Origin of the sequence: Streptomyces sp. NPDC016562 (assembly GCF_043076955.1) — a bacterium.
Classification (GTDB): domain Bacteria; phylum Actinomycetota; class Actinomycetes; order Streptomycetales; family Streptomycetaceae; genus Streptomyces.
In genome coordinates this window covers 138,005-156,600 of the sequence record NZ_JBIBRZ010000004.1, presented here as the reverse complement: position 1 = coordinate 156,600, position 18,596 = coordinate 138,005, and the positions used below count along the sequence as shown (strand labels likewise).

Sequence of the window (18,596 nt, the reverse complement as noted above, 5' to 3'; positions counted from 1 at the left end):
CAACTGGCAGCGGTGAATATGCCGCTACCGCCGTGGGGGAGCCTCGATTCGGGAGAGGACGGCGCCGGGATGGGCTGGGTTACCGACTGGAGTGCGCAGGCAGCCTGCCGCACTACCGATCCGGATGAACTGTTCGTTCAAGGAGCGGCACAGAACAGGGCCAAGGCGGTGTGCACCGGATGTCCGGTGCGGACCGAATGCCTGGCCGACGCGCTCGACAACCGTGTCGAGTTCGGCGTGTGGGGTGGAATGACCGAGCGGGAACGACGTGCGCTGTTGCGCCGGCGTCCCACCGTCACCTCGTGGCGACGGCTGCTCGAAACCGCACGAACGGAGTACGAGCGCAGCACGGGCATCCTCACCATGGATGCAGACGCGGAGATCGACGTCCCGTACGAGACGTACGCGGCAGCCGGGTAGATCACACGGCCGCCACGTCGTACGAACGCCTACGCTCCGGCCGGAACCCCGGCCGCGAGTCGCTCTCCGATGGCCCGCAGCCCGGCGAGGTCGTGTACATCGCCGGGCAGGGCGGCCACTTCGGCCACCGCCACCTCCGGGTGCAGTGAGGTGAAGCGATCGCGTGTGCGCTGCTCACGCGCGATCACCTGCATCCGTTCGGCGTGCAGACGCAGCAGTCCTGCCGTGATCTCGTCCACATCGGGTGAGTCGTCGGGGTCGGGGTCGTGATCGTGGTCGTGGTCGGACGGAGGAGCGGACGAAGGATCGGATGCGGGATCGACCGCGTCACGAAGTCCAGCTTTCCCGGCCTCCTGATCGACAATGCCGCCCTCTTCAAGATTCTCCGCGGCGGCCAACGCCCGTTCGGCCGACAGCTGGCCGGCGCCGCTCGTGTGCACCCGGTTCAACACCAGCCCGGCCAGCGGCATGCGCTCCGCGGCCAGCCGCTCCACGAAGTACGCCGCCTCGCGCAAGGCGTCCGGTTCGGGCGCCGCGACCACGAGGAAGGCCGTGCCGGGAGCCTGGAGCAGCCGGAAGGTCGCGTCGGCGCGCGTGCGAAATCCCCCGAACATCGTGTCCATCGCGGCGACGAACGTCTGCACGTCCTTCAGCAGCGAGGCCCCCATGAGCTTGCTGAGCGTGCCCGTCATCATCGACATGCCGACATTCAGGAACTTCATGCCGGCCCGGCCGCCCACCTTCGCGGGAGCCATCAGCACCCGGATGAACTTCCCGTCCAGGAAGGACCCGAGGCGCTTGGGCGCGTCCAGGAAGTCCAGCGCGGACCGGCTCGGCGGCGTGTCCACGATGATCAGGTCCCAGTCGTCGCGGGCCCGCAGCTGCCCCAGCTTCTCCATCGCCATGTACTCCTGCGTGCCCGCGAAGCCGGCCGACAGCGACTGGTAGAAGGGGTTCGCGAGGATGGCCCGGGCCCGCTCCGCGTCCGCGTGCGCCTCGACGATCTCGTCGAAGGTCCGCTTCATGTCCAGCATCATGGCGTGCAGTTCACCGCCGCCCGCCGCGGCTCCCGTCCCCACGGTCGCCACCTTGCGCGGGGTGTTGTCCAGCGAGTCGATCCCCATCGACTGCGCGAGCCGGCGCGCCGGGTCGATCGTGAGCACGACCGCCTTGCGCCCGCGCTCGGCCGCCCGTACGCCGAGCGCGGCGGCCGTGGTGGTCTTGCCGACCCCGCCCGCCCCGCAGCACACGATGATCCGGGTCTGCGGGTCGTCCAGCAGCCCGTCGACCGCCAGCTTCGGCGGAGTGTCGAGGCCCACGGTGTCCACCCCCTCGCTCATTCGGCCACCGTCTGCTTGCGCAGTTCCTTGGCCAGCTCGTACAGCCCGGCCAGATCCATCCCCGCCCCGAGCAGCGGGAGTTCGTACGTCGGCAGGTCCAGCCCCGCCAGTACGGCGCGCTGTTCGCGCTCCAGCTCCACCCGGCTCGCGTGCTCGGCGGCCTGCGCGAGCAGCGGGTCCACCAGCCGCTCGGCCAGCCCGCCGCGGCGCGCGCCGCCCAGGCCCGCCCGGGACAACGCCCGGGCGACGCCGGCGCGGTGGTCTCCGGCCGCGGTGCGCAGGGTGTCCTCGTCCAGGTGGTGCGGCCGGACCATGTTGACGACGACGCGGCCGACGGGCAGCCCGGCCTCCTGGAGCTCCGCGATGCCGTCCGCGGTCTCCTGGACGGGCATCTCCTCCAGGAGGGTGACCAGGTGCACGGCCGTCTCGGGGGACTTGAGCACCTTCATGACGGCCTGCGCCTGGTTGTGGATCGGCCCGAACCGGGCCAGGCCCGCCACCTCGTCGTTGACGTTCAGGAACCGGGTGATCCGCCCGGTCGGCGGCGCGTCCATGATCACGTGGTCGTAGACGAAGCGGCCCGTCTTGTCCTTGCGGCGCACCGCCTCGCAGGCCTTGCCCGTCAGCAGCACGTCCCGCAGCCCGGGGGCGATGGTCGTGGCGAAGTCGATCGCGCCGAGCTTCTTGAGCGCGCGGCCCGCCGAGCCGAGCTTGTAGAACATCTGGAGGTAGTCCAGCAACGCCCGCTCGGCGTCGATGGCGAGCGCGAAGACCTCACCGCTCCCGCCGGGCGCGACCGCGATCTTCCGCTCCTCGTACGGGAGCGCCTCGGCGCCGAAGAGCTGTGCGAGCCCCTGCCTGCCCTCGACCTCCACCAGTAGAGTCCGCTTGCCCTCGCGTGCGAGGGCAAGCGCGAGTGCCGCGGCGACCGTGGTCTTGCCGGTGCCGCCCTTGCCGCTGACCACCTGGAGCCTGCTCACAGCGTCCGAGCCTAACCACTCGGCTTCCGGGGCGCGCGAGAGCCCGCAAGACAGGCACTACCCTCGCTCCCATGACCAAGAAGTTCGAATACGCGACGGTTCCGCTGCTGGTTCACGCCACCAAGCAGATCCTGGACACCTGGGGCGAGGACGGCTGGGAGCTCGTCCAGGTCGTACCCGGCCCGAACAACCCCGAGCAGCTCGTGGCCTACCTCAAGCGGGAGAAGGCATGAGCGGTGTCGTCGAGGCCAAGCTGGCCGAACTCGGCCTGACCCTGCCCGAGGTCGTCCCGCCGCTGGCCACCTACCAGCCGGCCGTGCGCTCCGGCTCGTACGTGTACACCGCCGGCCAGCTCCCGATGATCAAGGGCAGCCTGCCGGTCACCGGCAAGGTCGGCGCCGAGGTCTCACCGGAGCAGGCCAAGGAACTGGCCGCCACGTGCGCGCTGAACGCCCTGGCCGCCGTCAAGTCGGTCATCGGTGACCTCGACAAGGTCGCGCGCGTCGTGAAGGTCGTCGGCTTCATCGCCTCGGCCCCCGACTTCACGGCCCAGCCGGGCGTGCTCAACGGGGCGAGCGAGCTGCTCGGCGCCGTTTTCGGCGACAAGGGCGTCCACGCCCGCAGCGCGGTCGGCGTGGCGGTCCTGCCGCTGGACGCGCCGGTCGAGGTCGAGTTCCAGGTCGAGCTCGTTCCGGGAGCCTGACCCCCGCGGGCGGGGCTGGATCCTTCAGCCCCGCCGGCTTTCGACGCGCGGGGCCCGGGGCGTCGTCCCGGGTCCCCTCGAACATCGGCCCGGATGGCCGTAGCATCCGGCCATGCCGAATGGTCAGCAGCAGCCCCAGCCCGAGCCCCCCGCCGGAGGCCAGTGGTACCCGCCGGAGTGGCCCGCCCGCATCCGCGCGCTCGCGGACGGCTCGCTCACCCCGGTGGCCCCCCGCCGCGCCGCCACCGTGATGCTGCTGCGCGACACCCCCGACGGACCAGCCGTGCACATGCTGCGCCGACGCGCCTCCATGGCCTTCGCCGGAGGCGCGTACGCCTACCCCGGCGGCGGGGTCGACCCGCGCGACGAGGAGCACCTGGTCGGCTGGGCCGGGCCGTCCCGGGAGGACTGGGCCGACCGCCTCGGTACGGACCCCCTCACCGCGCAGGCCATCGTCTGCGGCGCCGTACGGGAGACCTTCGAGGAGGCGGGCGTCCTGCTCGCCGGTCCGGCCCCGGACACGGTCGTGGGCGACACCACGGGCGACGACTGGGAGGGCGACCGGCAGGCCCTGGTGGCGCGGGAGCTGTCCTTCGCCGCGTTCCTCGACCGCCGCGGCCTGCGGCTGCGCTCCGACCTGCTGGGCGCCTGGGCGCGCTGGATCACCCCGGAGTTCGAGCCGCGCCGCTACGACACGTGGTTCTTCGTGGCCGCCCTGCCCGAGGGGCAGCGCACCCGCAACGCCTCCACCGAGGCGGACCGGACGGTGTGGATCCGCCCGGCCGACGCGGCCGCCGGCTACGACAAGGGCGAGCTGCTGATGATGCCCCCGACCATCTCCACCCTGCGTTCCCTGGAGCCGTACGGGAGCGCCGCCGACGCGCTCGCGGCCGCCGGGGCGCAGGACCTGGCCCCCGTCCTGGCACGGGCCGCGCTGGAGGACGGCGAGCTGGTGCTCAGCTGGCCGGGCCACGACGAGTTCACCAAGCGAGTGCGCCCCGGAGGCCCCGCATGACCGACGCCGCAGCCCTGCCCGGCCAGCCCAGGGGGGTCGTCACCTCCGGGCCCGCGACCGCCCGCGCGGTCAACGTCCTGGCTCCCAACGCCTCCGCGATGACCCTGGACGGCACCAACACCTGGCTGGTCTCCGAGCCCGACTCCGACCTGGCCGTGGTCATCGACCCGGGCCCGCTGGACGAGGCACACCTGCGGGCGGTCATCGCCGCCGCCGAACGGGCGGGCAAGCGGATCGCCCTGACCCTGCTCACCCACGGCCACCCCGACCACGCCGAGGGCGCGGGCCGGTTCGCCGAGCTCACCGGCACCCCCGTGCGCGCCCTGGACCCGGCCCTGCGCCTCGGCGGCGAGGGGCTGGCCCCGGGCGACGTGATCCGGACGGGCGGTCTGGAACTGCGCGTGGTCCCGACCCCGGGCCACACCAGCGACTCGCTCTGCTTCCACCTGCCCGCCGACCGGGCCGTGATCACCGGCGACACCATCCTCGGACGCGGCACCACCGTCGTGGCCCACCCCGACGGCCGCCTGGGGGACTACCTGGACTCCCTGCGCCGACTGCGCTCGCTCACCGTGGACGACGGGGTGCACACCATCCTGCCGGGCCACGGTCCGGTCCTGGAGGACGCCCAGGGCGCCGTCGAGTTCTACCTGGCGCACCGCGCCCACCGGCTCGCACAGGTCGAGACCGCCGTCGAGAACGGCTTCGTCACCCCCGAGGCGGTGGTGGCCCATGTCTACGCGGACGTGGACCGTTCCCTGTGGCCGGCCGCGGAATGGTCCGTGCGGGCGCAGCTGGAGTACCTTCAAGATCACGGACTGATCCCTGGAGGGCCCGAATGAACACCGTGTTCCTGCTGGTCATGCTGGTCGCCACAGCCGGATGGATCACCTCGACGGTGACGCTGCGGGTGCAGAGCCTCCAGCGGAAGGCGGACCTCATGGAACGCCGTCTGGCCCTGGTGCTGGACCACTTCGGCATCGAGGAGCCGGAGCCCGCGGGGATGGACGAGGTGCGCGCGCTGCTCAGGGCCGACCGCACGATCTCCGCGATCAAGGAGTACCGCCGGATCACCGGGGCGGGTCTGGCGGAGGCCAAGCTGGCGGTCGAGGCCCTGGAGCTCACCAAGCAGCCGTAGCGGCTCACTCGCGCCCGCGGGGGCGTCCGTAGGGCCTGTCAGGGGGCCTCAGCGGCCTGGCGGGGCGTCTTCACGCCGTGCCGGGCCGCGTACTCCTCCGCGAGCCAGGGGCCGAGGTCCTCGACGTACGAGCGCAGCACGGCGGGGTCCGGTACCGGGTCCAGCGCGACCGAGGCCGCGGCCCGCCTCTGGGCCGCACGCTCGGGGTAGTACCGGCCGAAGACCTCCGCGGACTCCGCGAGGTCGCTGGTCCAGCCGCCCCACCGGGGCATGACCAGGGTGAATCCGGTGCGCACCAGGTGCCGGGCGTAGGAGCGGGCCAGCCGCCGGTACTCGTGCGGGGTCGACGCCTCCCGTACGCGCTCGCGCCACCGGGGCAGCAGGGCGGCCAGGTCCCCGTTGGTCTCCCGGGCGAGCAGCCCGTCCGGGCGATAGCGCGGCAGGTGCTCGGCCAGGTCCGCGCCCAGCAGCGGCGTGCAGAGACAGGCGAGGAACCAGCCGAGGTCGTACCGCTCGGCCTCGCTCAGCAGCGTGTCCTTGCCGTGGAGCAGGATGCCGACGCCGTCGATCTCGGGGAAGTCCTCGTCGAGCCCGCGCGCCAGGACCTCGGCCGTGTCGCGGTCGTCCGCGCCGGGCTCGTGGTGCAGGGCGAGCAGCAGGTCGAGGCCGGAGCGCCCGGGCCGGGCCGTCCCGCGGGGCACGGACCCGTACAGGTAGGCGCTGTGCAGCCGGCGCCCGTACGCCTGCGCGATCCGCTCCCGGGCGGCCGCGACGAGGCCCCTGAACTCGCTCTGGACCTGGCCGAGCGACCCCTCCCGCTCGATGTACCCGTACGCGTCCACGCCTCTGCGCTCCATGCGTCCACTGTGCGGCTCCGGGGCGCGCGGGGTCACGCGGGGGTCGCTCCGGCGTTCGAAGCGGGGATGCGGGGCGCGGTCCGTGACGGCGTCCGCCCCGATACGCCGAAAGGGGCCCCACCCACCGGGCGGGACCCCTCGAAGGGCTGTGACGAGCGTCAGCGGGAGCGCTTCGCGAGGCGCTCCACGTCCAGGAGGATCACCGCGCGGGCCTCCAGGCGGAGCCAGCCGCGGCCCGCGAAGTCGGCCAGGGCCTTGTTCACGGTTTCGCGCGAGGCGCCGACGAGCTGGGCGAGCTCCTCCTGCGTGAGGTCGTGCACCACGTGGATGCCCTCCTCCGACTGCACGCCGAAGCGGCGCGACAGGTCGAGGAGCGCCCGCGCCACACGGCCTGGGACGTCGGAGAAGACCAGGTCGGACATCTGGTCGTTGGTCTTGCGCAGGCGCCGGGCGACGGCGCGCAGCAGCGCGGTCGCGACCTCGGGCCGGGCGTTGAGCCAGGGCTGCAGGTCACCGTGGCCGAGGCCGAGGAGCTTGACCTCGGTCAGCGCGGTGGCGGTGGCGGTGCGCGGGCCCGGGTCGAAGAGCGAGAGCTCGCCGATCAGCTCACCGGGACCGAGGACGGCCAGCATGTTCTCGCGACCGTCGGGGGAGGTGCGGTGCAGCTTCACCTTGCCCTCGGTCACGACATACAGCCGGTCGCCGGGGTCGCCCTCGTGGAACAGGGCGTCACCGCGTGCGAGGGTCACCTCGCCCATGGAGGCGCGGAGCTCCGCGGCCTGCTCGTCATCGAGCGCCGCGAAGAGCGGGGCGCGCCGCAGAACGTCGTCCACGAGTCTCTCTCCTATGTCGACCAGCTCAGGGGACCGTGTCCCCATTTTGCCGGACGGCTCAAACAGTGCGATCAATCACAAGGATGCCGGACGCACGGGCGTGCTGTGCGGCGAGAAGCCAATCGGGGTGGTGTTACCTGAGGTCCGGACGGGTGTCAGCGGTCGGCCTTAGGCTGGCTGGGTGTCCAATAAGCCGGTGAGAGCACAGGCCAAGGGGTCCGCTGGAGTGAGCGACGCCCAGAATTCAGCCGTGGGCGAACACGCCCCATTGAAGGCGTCCGGGGAGGCCGCGGCCACCCCCCAGAGCAAAGTTTCGGCCAAGAAACCGAAGACGGCGCCCGCGGCTCAGCGCGCCGAATCGCGTCTGGCCATGGTGCGCAGGGCGCGCCGCATCAACCGCGAGCTGGCCGAGATCTATCCGTACGCCCATCCGGAGCTCGACTTCCGCAATCCCTTCGAGCTGCTCGTCGCGACGGTGCTGTCCGCGCAGACCACCGACCTGCGGGTGAACCAGACGACGCCGGCCCTCTTCGCCGCCTACCCGACCCCCGAGGACATGGCCGCGGCCGATCCCGCGCATCTGGAGGAGCTGATCCGGCCGACCGGGTTCTTCCGGGCCAAGTCCAGGGCCCTGCTCGGCCTCTCGCAGGCCCTGCGGGACAACTTCGGCGGGGAGGTGCCGGGCCGGATCGAGGACCTGGTGACCCTGCCCGGAGTGGGCCGCAAGACGGCGAACGTGGTCCTCGGCAATGCGTTCGGTGTCCCCGGGATCACTGTGGACACCCATTTCGGACGGCTGGTGCGCCGCTGGAAGTGGACCGAGCAGGAGGATCCCGAGAAGGTCGAGGCCGAGATCTGCGCGATCTTCCCCAAGAGCGAGTGGACGATGCTCTCGCACCGGGTCGTCTTCCACGGCCGGCGGATCTGCCACGCCCGCAAGCCGGCCTGCGGGGCCTGCCCGATCGCCCCGCTCTGCCCGGCGTACGGGGAGGGCGAGACGGACCCGGAGAAGGCGCGGAAGCTGCTCAAGTACGAGAAGGGCGGCCAGCCGGGCCAGCGGCTGCGCCCGCCCCCGGACTACCCGGGCCTGCCGGCCCCGGCGGCGGCGCCGCAGCAGCCGTAGGAACGAATCGGTACCCGTACCGCGTTTGGCGGTGTGGGAGCACACGGACAGGGATGCCTATGACGCGCGGTAGCGGTACCCGGGACGAGACGGCGGCGGCCACCCGCGAGGGCGGGGGCGCGAGCCTCACCACCGACGGCCTGCCCGGGTGGCTCGACCCCGTCGTCGCGCTCGCCCAGACGGTCCAGCCGCGCCAGCTGAGCCGGTTCCTGCCGCCCGAGGACGGCCGCGGGCGGCAGTCGGCTGTGCTCGTCCTGTTCGGCGAGGGCGCCCGTGGCCCCGAGCTGCTGCTCATGGAGCGCGCCGGCACCCTGCGCTCGCACGCGGGCCAGCCGTCCTTCCCCGGCGGCGCCCTCGATCCGCAGGACGGCGATCCGCACACCACCGGCCCGCTGCGCGCCGCGCTGAGGGAGGCCGAGGAGGAGACGGGGCTCGACCCCTCCGGGGTGCAGCTCTTCGGGGTGCTGCCGCGGCTCTACATCCCGGTCAGCGAGTTCGTGGTGACGCCCGTCCTCGGGTGGTGGCGCACCCCGAGCCCGGTCGGCGCCGTGGACCCGGCCGAGACGGCCCGCGTCTTCACGGTTCCCGTGGCCGATCTCACGGACCCGGAGCACCGGGTCATGGCCGTCCACCCGGGCGGCCACCAGGGGCCCGGCTTCACCGTCGAATCCGCTCTGGTCTGGGGTTTCACCGCCGGAGTGATCGACCGGATCCTGCACTTCGCGGGGTGGGAGCGCCCCTGGGACCGGTCGCGGCAGGTCCCGCTCGACTGGCGCGCATGAGACGGTGACCCACGTGAACGTGCTGGACATCCTGTTGTTGCTCGCCGCCGTGTGGTTCGCGATCGTCGGCTACCGCCAGGGGTTCGTCGTCGGCATCCTGTCGGTGATCGGATTCCTCGGCGGTGGCCTCGTCGCCGTGTCCCTGCTCCCGCTGATCTGGGACCGGGTGACGGACAACGGCACCCAGGTGTCCACCACGCTCGTGGTCGTCGCCGTCGTCGTGATCATCGTCTGCGCCTCGATCGGCCAGGCCCTGACCACCCATCTGGGGAACCGGGTGCGCCGCCAGATCACCTGGTCACCCGCGCGCGCCCTCGACGCGACCGGCGGCGCCCTGGTCAACGTGGTCGCGATGCTGCTGGTGGCCTGGCTGATCGGTTCGGCGCTCGCCGGGACCTCGCTGCCCACGCTGGGCAAGGAGGTGCGCAACTCCAAGGTGCTCCTCGGCGTGTCCAGGGTGCTGCCCGACCAGGCGAACACCTGGTTCTCGGACTTCAGCTCCGCCCTGGCGCGCAACGGCTTCCCGCAGGTGTTCACCCCGTTCTCGAACGAGCCCATCACCGAGGTGCAGGCACCGGACCCGGACCTCGCCACCAGCCCGGTCGCCGAGCAGGCCAAGCGCTCGATCGTGAAGGTCGTCGGCACCGCGCCCAGCTGCAGCAAGGTGCTGGAGGGCACGGGCTTCGTCTTCGCGCCCGGCAAGGTCATGACCAACGCGCACGTCGTCGGCGGGGTCGGCGAGCCGACCGTGCAGATCGGCGGCGAGGGCAAGCTGTACGACGGCAAGGTCGTGCTCTACGACTGGGAGCGCGACATCGCGGTCCTGGACGTGCCCAAGCTGAAGGCCCCGGCGCTGGAGTTCACCGACAAGGACGCGGTGAGCGGCAGCGACGCGATCGTCGCCGGCTTCCCGGAGAACGGCGCGTACGACGTCCGCTCGGCCCGCGTCCGCGGACGGATCAACGCCAACGGCCCGGACATCTACCACCGCGGCACCGTCCGACGCGACGTCTACTCGCTCTTCGCGACGGTCCGGCAGGGCAACTCCGGCGGCCCGCTGCTGACGCCCGACGGCAAGGTGTACGGGGTCGTCTTCGCGAAGTCCCTCGACGATCCGAACACCGGTTACGCGCTGACGGTGGACGAGATCCGCGACGACATCCGGATCGGCAAGGCCGCCGACCGGCGGGTCGAGAGCCAGGGCTGCGCGCTCTGATTCACCCGCCGCCTGCGGCCGCCGCCGGCTTCCTACGTCCTCGGGTGGCGCAGGCGCGCCGAGACCCAGCGGGCGCGGCGGCGCAGGATGCGCGGAATTCCGAGGCGGAGGTCGTGGCCGTGCCGGCCGGCCCTCTCGTAAGCGCCCGGCGTAGCTGCCGAGCGGCGTTCGTGCGCGGTCTCACCGTGGTCGTGCGTCCAGCTCATACTCCGAGCTCTGCCCGGGCCCCAAGGTCGGTAATCCCGTCAGCGGCGGCCAATTGGCCTATGCGCCGGGCAATTGAATGCTCGTAGGACGATCCGATGAGCCAACTGCCCACGCTTCAGGGGCCGGTCAGTAGCTCTTCAGTGGTCTGGTCAGCGGCTGGTCAGCGGTCCGGCTCCGGATCCTTCAGCCAGTTCACCAGCTCCGTCGAGAAGGCCACGGGGTCCTCCTCGTGCGGGAAGTGCCCGAGCCCGTCGAACAGCCGCCACCGGTAGGGCGCTTCGACGTACTCGCCCGAGCCGGCCGCACTGCGCGTCCGCATCACCGGGTCGAGCGAGCCGTGCAGATGCAGCGTCGGCACCCGCACCGGCCGCTTCATCCGCCGGTTGAACTGGAGTCCGTCGGGCCGCGCCATCGACCGCATCATCCAGCGGTACGGCTCGATCGAGCAGTGCGCGGTGGACGGGATGCACATGGCCCGCCGGTACACGGCGAGGTCCTCCTCCTCGGGCAGCCGCGGCCCCGACCAGTCCCGGATCAGATCCCCTACGAGCGCCCCGCCGTCGGCGACGAGCTGCCGCTCGGGGACGAACGGCCGCTGGAAGCCCCAGATGTGCGAACTGGCCCGCGTCTGCCCGAAGTCCGACAGCATCGCCGAGCGCCAGCGGCGCGGGTGCGGCATGGAGGAGACGACGAGCCGGCGCACCAGCTTGGGCCGCATCACCGCCGCCGTCCAGGCGAGGTACCCGCCCAGGTCGTGCCCGACCAGGGCGGCGTCCGGCTCGCCGAGGGACCGTACGACCCCGGTGATGTCGAGCGCCAGATTGGCGGGGTCGTAACCGCGCGGGGTGCGGTCGCTGCCGCCCACCCCGCGCAGGTCCATCGCGACCGCCCGGTATCCGGCGTCGGCGAGCGCGACCATCTGGTGCCGCCAGGTCCACCAGAACTGCGGGAAGCCGTGGAGCAGCAGCACCAGCGGCCCGTCACCGAGCTCGGCGACGTGGAAGCGGGCGCCGTTGGCGGCGACGTCCCGGTGGGTGACCGCCTGCCCGCCGGGGAGGTCGAGCCGTACCGCCGTGGCCGCTGTGGGGGGAATGCTGGAATCCGGCGTGGGCGCTGTCATGAGGACGAGCGTGCCACACCCACAGCCTGGTCACTCACCGGCCGCGGGTGCGGCTTGACGGTCCCGACCAGCGCGGCGGTCTGTTTGACGGAGGCGATGGACTTCTCCGGCGGCTTGACCCTCTTGAACTTCCGTACGCCGAGCAGCACGAGCAGCCCCGCGATGAGCAGGAACGCGCCGCCGACGATCAGGAAGGACCATGCGAGCCCGAGGCCGAGGTTGTGGATCCCGTAGGCCGCGGCCATGGTCAGCGCCGGGAGCGAGAAGAGCGCGAGCGCGGCGGCCGCCCCCATGGAGGCGCTGCCGATGCCCACGCGCTTGACGTCCTGGCGCAGCTCCGCCTTGGCGAGGGCGATCTCGTCGTGCACCAGGGCGGACATCTCGGCGGTGGCCGAGGCGACCAGTTGGCCGAGCGTGCGCTCGGCTCCCCGTGCCGCGTCGTCGTCCACTGCGCTCATCGCTCTCTCCCTTTGTCGTCTGCTGCCGTGCGGCTGCGCTGCGGTCCGCGGCCTGCGTGCTGTGGCCCGCGGGCCCGCGTGCTGCGGCCTGCATGCTGCGTCTTGGGTCCTATGTCCTGTGTCCTGTGTCAGATCATGCCGGACGGTCGCCCCGGGCGGTGGACCCGGCCGTGTTTTCCAGGGCCGTCGCCGCCGCGTTCTCCGCCTTGCGGCGGTGTTCCGCGGCCCTGTCCTCGTAGATCTTCGCCATCCGCAGGTGGTACTCGGGGTTGTGCTCCTCGTAGATGTCCGGGATCCCGTCGAGGTCGTCGTCGCGCTCCTCGGCGTCGGTGAGCGCCCGGTACCGGCGGTTGCGGAGCTTGAGCATGACGCTCGCGATGACGGCCGCGATGAGCGAGCCCATCAGGACGGCGGCCTTGACCTCGTCGGTGAGGACCGCGTCGCCGGTGAACGCGAGTTCGCCGATGAGCAGGGAGACGGTGAAGCCGATGCCCGCGAGCGAGGCCACGGCCAGTACGTCGGGCCAGGCGAGGTCCTCGTTCAGTTCCGCCTTGGTGAAGCGGGCGGCCAGCCAGGTCCCGCCGAAGATGCCCACGGTCTTGCCGACGACGAGGCCGAGGACCACACCGAGGGTCTCGGGGCGGGTGAAGACCTGCCCGAGGGACTCGTCGGAGAGCGAGACCCCGGCGGCGAACAGCGCGAAGAGGGGCACGGCGAGACCGGCCGAGACGGGCCGGACCAGGTGCTCGATGTGCTCGCCGGGGGACTGGCCCTCGCCGTCCTTGCGGGTGCAGCGCAGCATCAGGCCCATGGCGACGCCGGCGATGGTGGCGTGGACGCCGCTGTTGTACATCAGGCCCCAGATGACCAGGGCGAGCGGGAGGTAGACGTACCAGCCGCGGACTCCCCGGCGCAGCAGGAACCAGAACAGGGCCAGGCCCACGACCGCGCCGCCGAGCGCCAGGAAGTCGATCTCGCTGGTGAAGAACACCGCGATGATCAGGATGGCGAAGAGGTCGTCGACCACCGCGAGGGTCAGCAGGAAGGCGCGCAGGGCCGACGGCAGGGAGGTGCCGATGACGGCGAGCACGGCCAGCGCGAAGGCGATGTCGGTGGCGGTCGGGACCGCCCAGCCGTCCATCGAGCCGCTGCCGAAGGTGTTGACCAGTACGTAGACCAGCGCGGGGACGGCCATGCCGCAGACGGCGGCGATCACCGGGAGGGCGGCGGCCTTCGCGTCGCGCAGATCGCCCGCGACGAGCTCGCGCTTGAGTTCGATGCCCGCGACGAAGAAGAAGACGGCGAGGAGCCCGTCGGCCGCCCAGTGCTGGAGCGAGAGGTCCAGGCCGAGGGAGGCGGGGCCGATGTGGAAGGACCGGACGCTGGCGTAGCTGTCCGAGACGGCGGGGACGTTCGCCCACAGCAGGGCGGCGACGGCGGCCACGAGCAACAGCACGCCGCCGACCGTCTCGGTGCGCAGGGCGTCGGCGACGAAGCGGCGCTCGGGGAGCGAGAGCCGTCCGAGGAACGTGCCGCTCTGGTGGTCGGTGGGGCTGGGTGCGGCCACGAGGGGAGACCTCCGGGGTCGGTTGGACGGCATGGCGAAGCTCGTTGCCGACCAGACTTCCCGGCGCACCCTGTGGTCATTATTGACGCTTTCAATATTTTACAGGGTGCACGCGAGGACGTATCCGGTGATCGTCACTTTATGCGCGAAAGGGGCACCCGGCGCGGCGCGTCGAGTACCCCTTTCAGTGGGGTCCGGGGTCCGGTCCCGGGTCCTGTCAGTCGTCGCTGCCGGCGGCCGGAAGCTTGCTCTGGATCAGGTCCATGACCGAGGAATCGGCCAGCGTGGTGACGTCACCGACCGCCCGGTTCTCCGCCACGTCGCGCAGCAGGCGGCGCATGATCTTGCCCGAACGGGTCTTCGGGAGCTCCTGGACCGGCAGGATCCGCTTCGGCTTCGCGATCGGGCCGAGCGTGGCGCCCACGTGGTTGCGCAGGTCCGCGACCAGGCTCTCCGTCTCGGAGGCGCTGCCGCGCAGGATGACGAAGGCCACGATGGCCTGGCCGGTGGTCTCGTCGGCCGCGCCGACCACGGCCGCCTCGGCGACCGAGGGGTGGGAGACGAGCGCCGACTCGACCTCGGTGGTCGAGATGTTGTGGCCGGACACCAGCATCACGTCGTCCACCCGGCCGAGCAGCCAGATGTCGCCGTCGTCGTCCTTCTTGGCCCCGTCGCCCGCGAAGTACTTGCCCTCGAAACGCGACCAGTACGTGTCGATGAACCGCTGGTCGTCACCCCAGATGGTGCGCAGCATCGACGGCCACGGCTCGGTGAGGACCAGGTAGCCGCCCCCGCCGTTCGGGACCTCGTTCGCCTCGTCGTCCACGACGGTGGCGCAGATGCCGGGCAGCGCGCGCTGGGCGGAGCCCGGCTTGGTGGCCGTGACGCCCGGCAGCGGGGAGATCATCATCGCGCCGGTCTCGGTCTGCCACCAGGTGTCCACGATCGGGCAGCGGTCGCCGCCGATGTGCTTGCGGTACCAGATCCAGGCCTCGGGGTTGATCGGCTCGCCGACCGAGCCCAGCACGCGCAGGCTCGACAGGTCGAACTTCGCGGGGATGTCGTCGCCCCACTTCATGAACGTGCGGATGGCCGTGGGCGCCGTGTAGAGGATGGTGACGCCGTACTTCTGCACGATCTCCCAGAACCGGCCCTGGTGCGGGGTGTCCGGCGTGCCCTCGTACATCACCTGGGTGGCGCCGTTGGCGAGCGGCCCGTAGACGATGTAGGAGTGCCCGGTGACCCAGCCGATGTCGGCGGTGCACCAGTAGACGTCGGTCTCCGGCTTCAGGTCGAAGACCGCGTGGTGCGTGTACGCCGTCTGCGTGAGGTAGCCGCCCGAGGTGTGCAGGATGCCCTTGGGCTTACCCGTCGTCCCCGACGTGTAGAGGATGAAGAGCGGGTGCTCGGCGCCGAAGGCCTGCGGGGTGTGCTCGGCGGACTGGCGGCCGACGACCTCGTCCCACCACAGGTCGCGGCCCTCGCTGAAGGCGGTGTCCTGACCGGTGCGGCGTACGACGAGCACGTGCTCGACCTGCGGGCACTTGGCGACGGCCTCGTCGATGGCGGGCTTCAGGGCGGTCGGCTTGCCGCGGCGGTAGCCGCCGTCGGCGGTGATGACCAGCTTGGCGTCGGCGTCCTGGATGCGGGAGGCGACGGCGTCGGCGGAGAAGCCGCCGAAGACCACGGAGTGCGCGGCGCCGACGCGGGCGCACGCGAGCATCGCGACGACCGCCTCGGGGATCATCGGCAGGTAGACGGCCACGCGGTCGCCGGCCTGGACCCCCAGCTCGGTCAGGGCGTTGGCGGCCTTGCAGACCTCGTCCTTGAGCTCGGCGTAGGTGATGGCGCGGCTGTCGCCGGGCTCGCCCTCGAAGTGGATGGCGACGCGGTCGCCGTTGCCGGCCTCGACGTGGCGGTCCACGCAGTTGTAGGCGACGTTCAGCTCGCCGTCCGCGAACCACTTCGCGAAGGGCGGGTTCGTCCAGTCCAGGGTCTGCGTCGGCTCGGTGACCCAGGTCAGCCGGCGGGCCTGCTCGGCCCAGAAGCCCAGCCGGTCCGCGTCGGCCTGTGCGTACGCAGCCTGTGTCACGTTGGCGGCGGCGGCCAGATCGGCAGGCGGTTCGAACCGCCGCTCCTCCTTGAGCAGATTGGCCAGGCTTTCATTGCTCACGACATCTCCCAATCCCAGGGTGTCCGTTGTGTCCCCGGGCATAGCTCATCAGTCGGCGGCCCGGGTGACAAGGGGTAGCCGGGAATTGGTTTAGACCTATATCACGATCCGGGACGGCCGCGAAGGACGCGCGAAGGCCCCTTCCCGCTGAAGGGGGGCGGGAAGAGGCCATACGGTTGCACGGATACCGGAGGCTACCGGTTCAGGGTCGCTGCGCCTCAGGCGTTCTGGCCGACCGTGTCGAAGACCCGGCAGTCGAAGAAGTCCTCGCCCTCGGACAGGAGATACGCCTGCGCCTCGCCCACGTGGAAGTACATCCCGTGCAGCTCCAAGGTGCCCTCGGCGAGCCGCCGCGCCACCGACTCGTGGGCCCGCAGGTGCTCCAGCTGCTGCACCACATTGGTCAGGCACAGCTGCTCCACCGCGTCCGCCGGGAGGCGGCCCGAGATCCGGGCCCAGGCGTGGTGACGGCTGGCCATCCGCTCCAGGCTGGGCAGCCCGTGCCGCAGCCAGCGGCGCAGCGGGGTCATCGGGGCTCCGGGCGCCGAGTTGAGCAGCGCCTGCATGGCCCCGCAGCCCGAGTGCCCGCACACGGTGATGCTGTCCACCTTCAGCACGTCCACCGCGTACTCGATGGCCGCCGCGACCGAGTCGTCCGTGGACTCCGCTCCGGGCAGCGGGACCAGATTGCCGACATTGCGGACCGTGAACAGGTCGCCCGGGCCGCTGGCCGTGATCATGCTCGTCACCAGACGGGAGTCCGCGCAGGTGAGGAAGAGCTGCGAGGGGCGCTGCCCCTCGCGGGCCAGCCGGGCCAGCTCCTCGCGCACGTGGGGTGCGGTATCGCGCTGGAAGGCGCTGATCCCGTTGGCCAGTTGGCCGGCGCCCTTGGCCGCCGGGGTGACCGTGTCGGCAGGGGGCCGGGTGTCCGTCGTGCGGTGGTCGCAGTGGTTCTTCCACGGCGTCCAGGGGCGGCAGCACTGGTGCCCGCCGCGCTGCTGGCCGCGCGGGGCCGGGGCGCCGGAGCGGTGCGCCCCGTCGGTGCGGCGTCCGGTGACCTCCACGGATCCGCCGTGGGCGCGGTGGGAGTCCTGCCAGTCCTGCAGCGTTTCGTAGGCCGCGTGGTCCATGAAGGAGCCGTCCAGCTCGATCAGGGCGGGCGCGTCGGGCGGGATCTGGCTCAGCACCCGGCTCAGCCGCGGCACGGCGAGGAAGGTCAACTGGCCGCGCGCACAGACCCGGAAGGCGCCGCCGTCCAGCTGCTCCACCGTGATCCGGGTCCGGGCGAGCCGGTGCAGGGCGAGCGCGACCGCCACCGCGATGCCGATGGCCACGCCTTCCAGGACGCCGCCGAGGACCACTCCCACGATGGTCGTGCCGTAGACCACGGCCTCGCCGTGCCGGGTGACGGTGCGCAGATGCGTGGCGCTCACCATCCGCACGCCCACCGCCATCACCAGTGCGGCCAGCGAGGCCAGCGGGATCAGGTCGAGGGCGGGAACGAGCAGTCCCGCCGCGAGCAGGACCCACAGGCCGTGCAGCATGACCGACCGCCTGCTGACGGCGCCGGACTTCACGTTCGCCACGCTGCGGATGGCCCCGCCCGCGACGGGCAGGCCGCCCAGGGCGCCGGAGACGATGTTCGCCGCGCCCTGCCCCCTCAGTTCCCGGTTCAGGTCGGCGCGCGGCGGACGGCTGCCCGTACCGCGGTCGGAGACGATCAGCTTGTCGGTCGCCACCGCGGAGAGCAGGGACTCGACGCTGCCGACCAGGGTGACGGTCAGGACGGCGGCGATGATCCCGAGGACCGGGCCCTCGGGAAGCTCGGGCAGGGCGTGGCTGCGCCATGACGGCAGGTCCACCCGCGGCAGGCTGAGGCCGGCCACGGCGGCGACCGCGGTGGCCGTCGCCACGGCGGCGAGCGCCGCCGGCACCTTGCGCAGGGCCTGGCCGGTCCGCCCGGGCAGCCTCGGCCAGCTGAACAGGACGAGCAGGGTCAGCACGCTGACGCCGAGCGCGACCGGGTGCAGGTCGGCCAACTGGTCGGGCAGCCCGCGGACGTTGGCCAGGGCGGAGCTCTGGGGGGTGCCGCCGAGCACGATGTGCAGCTGCGCCAGTGCGATGGTCACGCCGACGCCGGCGAGCATGCCGTGCACGATGGCGGGGCTGACGACGAGCGCCGACCGGGCGGTGCGCAGGGCGGCGAGGCCGAGCTGGCAGAGGCCGGCGAGGACGGTGACGGCGCAGGTGGTGCGCCACCCGTAGTGCTGGATCAACTCGGCGCTGACCACCGTGAGTCCGGCAGCGGGTCCGCTGACCATGAGCGGGGCGCCGCCGAGCCGTCCGGCGACGATCCCGCCGACGGCCGCGGCGACCAGCCCGGCCTGGAGCGGGGCGCCGGTGGCCAGGGCGATGCCGAGCGAGAACGGCAGGGCGATCAGGAAGACGGCGATCGAGGCGGAGAGGTCTGCGTGGAAGTCCTTGCGGAGCGTTCCGGTCGTGGGCCTGGGGGAGGTGTCTGTCATCGGTTCCCGTCTCCTCGGGGGAGGGATGAAGCGGCGGGAGTCTCAACACTCAGTAAATGGATGGTAATGGAGAGTAAAGGCGTGTGGAGAGCAATGCGCGCAAATGGCCGATGGATTAGCACTCACGAGTGAATAAGCA

At 71.9% G+C, this 18,596-nt stretch carries 18 protein-coding genes; 9 read left to right on the top strand and 9 right to left on the bottom strand.

Annotated elements, in window-relative coordinates; translation table 11 throughout:
* Positions 1 to 69 precede the first annotated feature (69 nt).
* Entirely contained in the window at positions 70 to 420 is a 351-nt protein-coding gene (locus ACF059_RS19150; protein WP_030648100.1) for a WhiB family transcriptional regulator, read from the top strand.
* A 29-nt stretch (positions 421 to 449) separates the two neighbouring features.
* Here the strand turns inward: ACF059_RS19150 and ACF059_RS19145 are convergent, their stop codons facing one another.
* On the bottom strand, positions 450 to 1,760 hold the full coding sequence (locus ACF059_RS19145; RefSeq protein WP_392058482.1) for an ArsA family ATPase: 1,311 nt from the start codon (positions 1,758 to 1,760) through the stop codon (positions 450 to 452).
* On the bottom strand, positions 1,757 to 2,740 hold the full coding sequence (locus tag ACF059_RS19140; protein WP_392058479.1) for an ArsA family ATPase: 984 nt from the start codon (positions 2,738 to 2,740) through the stop codon (positions 1,757 to 1,759). Before ACF059_RS19140 ends, ACF059_RS19145 begins: the two co-directional genes overlap by 4 nt.
* Before the next feature lie 71 nt (positions 2,741 to 2,811).
* Between ACF059_RS19140 and ACF059_RS19135 the strand changes: the two genes are divergently transcribed.
* The 5 genes from ACF059_RS19135 (at position 2,812) to ACF059_RS19115 (ending at position 5,596) form a co-directional block, all read left to right on the top strand.
* A complete protein-coding gene (locus ACF059_RS19135; protein WP_007264966.1) occupies positions 2,812 to 2,973 on the top strand; it encodes a DUF4177 domain-containing protein in 162 nt (53 codons plus the stop codon).
* Positions 2,970 to 3,443 carry a RidA family protein gene (locus tag ACF059_RS19130; protein WP_392058476.1) on the top strand — a complete coding sequence of 158 codons (474 nt, stop codon included), beginning with the start codon at positions 2,970 to 2,972 and terminating at the stop codon, positions 3,441 to 3,443. The genes ACF059_RS19135 and ACF059_RS19130 overlap by 4 nt, the downstream gene beginning before the upstream one ends.
* A 112-nt stretch (positions 3,444 to 3,555) precedes the next feature.
* Complete coding sequence (locus ACF059_RS19125) at positions 3,556 to 4,458, top strand: NUDIX hydrolase (RefSeq protein WP_392058473.1); 903 nt, start codon at positions 3,556 to 3,558, stop codon at positions 4,456 to 4,458.
* A complete protein-coding gene (locus ACF059_RS19120) occupies positions 4,455 to 5,300 on the top strand; it encodes an MBL fold metallo-hydrolase (protein WP_392058470.1) in 846 nt (281 codons plus the stop codon). Before ACF059_RS19125 ends, ACF059_RS19120 begins: the two co-directional genes overlap by 4 nt.
* A complete protein-coding gene (locus ACF059_RS19115; protein WP_392058467.1) occupies positions 5,297 to 5,596 on the top strand; it encodes a hypothetical protein in 300 nt (99 codons plus the stop codon). The genes ACF059_RS19120 and ACF059_RS19115 overlap by 4 nt, the downstream gene beginning before the upstream one ends.
* Positions 5,597 to 5,634: 38 nt before the next feature.
* Here ACF059_RS19115 and ACF059_RS19110 read toward each other — a convergent pair whose 3' ends face one another.
* On the bottom strand, positions 5,635 to 6,453 hold the full coding sequence (locus tag ACF059_RS19110; RefSeq protein WP_392058464.1) for a nucleotidyltransferase: 819 nt from the start codon (positions 6,451 to 6,453) through the stop codon (positions 5,635 to 5,637).
* A 158-nt stretch (positions 6,454 to 6,611) separates the two neighbouring features.
* Entirely contained in the window at positions 6,612 to 7,286 is a 675-nt protein-coding gene (locus ACF059_RS19105; RefSeq protein ID WP_003981529.1) for a Crp/Fnr family transcriptional regulator, read from the bottom strand.
* Between the two features lie 250 nt (positions 7,287 to 7,536).
* Between ACF059_RS19105 and nth the strand changes: the two genes are divergently transcribed.
* Genes nth through ACF059_RS19090 form a run of 3 tightly spaced genes read left to right on the top strand, consistent with a single transcriptional unit; the run spans position 7,537 to position 10,407 of the window.
* Positions 7,537 to 8,409, top strand: coding sequence for an endonuclease III (gene nth, locus ACF059_RS19100; protein WP_392058461.1), 873 nt, complete (start codon positions 7,537 to 7,539; stop codon positions 8,407 to 8,409).
* A gap of 59 nt (positions 8,410 to 8,468) precedes the next feature.
* Complete coding sequence (locus ACF059_RS19095) at positions 8,469 to 9,191, top strand: NUDIX hydrolase (protein WP_392058458.1); 723 nt, start codon at positions 8,469 to 8,471, stop codon at positions 9,189 to 9,191.
* A 13-nt stretch (positions 9,192 to 9,204) separates the two neighbouring features.
* A complete protein-coding gene (locus ACF059_RS19090) occupies positions 9,205 to 10,407 on the top strand; it encodes a MarP family serine protease (protein ID WP_392058455.1) in 1,203 nt (400 codons plus the stop codon).
* Between the two features lie 367 nt (positions 10,408 to 10,774).
* Here the strand turns inward: ACF059_RS19090 and ACF059_RS19085 are convergent, their stop codons facing one another.
* The 5 genes from ACF059_RS19085 to ACF059_RS19065 all read right to left on the bottom strand — a co-directional run bounded on the left by ACF059_RS19085 (position 10,775) and on the right by ACF059_RS19065 (position 18,457).
* Positions 10,775 to 11,734 carry an alpha/beta hydrolase gene (locus ACF059_RS19085; protein ID WP_360895097.1) on the bottom strand — a complete coding sequence of 320 codons (960 nt, stop codon included), beginning with the start codon at positions 11,732 to 11,734 and terminating at the stop codon, positions 10,775 to 10,777.
* Positions 11,731 to 12,192, bottom strand: a complete 462-nt coding sequence (locus tag ACF059_RS19080; protein ID WP_361946059.1) for a phage holin family protein — start codon at positions 12,190 to 12,192, stop codon at positions 11,731 to 11,733. The genes ACF059_RS19085 and ACF059_RS19080 overlap by 4 nt, the downstream gene beginning before the upstream one ends.
* A 133-nt stretch (positions 12,193 to 12,325) precedes the next feature.
* Complete coding sequence (gene nhaA, locus ACF059_RS19075; protein WP_392058450.1) at positions 12,326 to 13,759, bottom strand: Na+/H+ antiporter NhaA; 1,434 nt, start codon at positions 13,757 to 13,759, stop codon at positions 12,326 to 12,328.
* A gap of 217 nt (positions 13,760 to 13,976) precedes the next feature.
* Positions 13,977 to 15,974, bottom strand: a complete 1,998-nt coding sequence (acs, locus tag ACF059_RS19070; RefSeq protein ID WP_392058447.1) for an acetate--CoA ligase — start codon at positions 15,972 to 15,974, stop codon at positions 13,977 to 13,979.
* Between the two features lie 176 nt (positions 15,975 to 16,150).
* Entirely contained in the window at positions 16,151 to 18,457 is a 2,307-nt protein-coding gene (locus ACF059_RS19065) for a SulP family inorganic anion transporter (protein ID WP_392058444.1), read from the bottom strand.
* Positions 18,458 to 18,596: the final 139 nt, after the last annotated feature.

Excerpts from the sequence above, each read along its gene's own strand:
- ACF059_RS19150 (WP_030648100.1), top strand. The coding sequence starts at position 70 with ATGGGCTGGGTTACCGACTGGAGTGCGCAGGCAGCCTGCCGCACTACC.
- ACF059_RS19145 (WP_392058482.1), bottom strand. The coding sequence starts at position 1,760 with ATGAGCGAGGGGGTGGACACCGTGGGCCTCGACACTCCGCCGAAGCTG.
- ACF059_RS19135 (WP_007264966.1), top strand. The coding sequence starts at position 2,812 with ATGACCAAGAAGTTCGAATACGCGACGGTTCCGCTGCTGGTTCACGCC.
- ACF059_RS19130 (WP_392058476.1), top strand. The coding sequence starts at position 2,970 with ATGAGCGGTGTCGTCGAGGCCAAGCTGGCCGAACTCGGCCTGACCCTG.
- ACF059_RS19125 (WP_392058473.1), top strand. The coding sequence starts at position 3,556 with ATGCCGAATGGTCAGCAGCAGCCCCAGCCCGAGCCCCCCGCCGGAGGC.
- ACF059_RS19120 (WP_392058470.1), top strand. The coding sequence starts at position 4,455 with ATGACCGACGCCGCAGCCCTGCCCGGCCAGCCCAGGGGGGTCGTCACC.
- ACF059_RS19115 (WP_392058467.1), top strand. The coding sequence starts at position 5,297 with ATGAACACCGTGTTCCTGCTGGTCATGCTGGTCGCCACAGCCGGATGG.
- ACF059_RS19110 (WP_392058464.1), bottom strand. The coding sequence starts at position 6,453 with ATGGAGCGCAGAGGCGTGGACGCGTACGGGTACATCGAGCGGGAGGGG.
- ACF059_RS19095 (WP_392058458.1), top strand. The coding sequence starts at position 8,469 with ATGACGCGCGGTAGCGGTACCCGGGACGAGACGGCGGCGGCCACCCGC.
- ACF059_RS19085 (WP_360895097.1), bottom strand. The coding sequence starts at position 11,734 with ATGACAGCGCCCACGCCGGATTCCAGCATTCCCCCCACAGCGGCCACG.
- ACF059_RS19080 (WP_361946059.1), bottom strand. The coding sequence starts at position 12,192 with ATGAGCGCAGTGGACGACGACGCGGCACGGGGAGCCGAGCGCACGCTC.
- acs (WP_392058447.1), bottom strand. The coding sequence starts at position 15,974 with ATGCCCGGGGACACAACGGACACCCTGGGATTGGGAGATGTCGTGAGC.
- ACF059_RS19065 (WP_392058444.1), bottom strand. The coding sequence starts at position 18,457 with ATGACAGACACCTCCCCCAGGCCCACGACCGGAACGCTCCGCAAGGAC.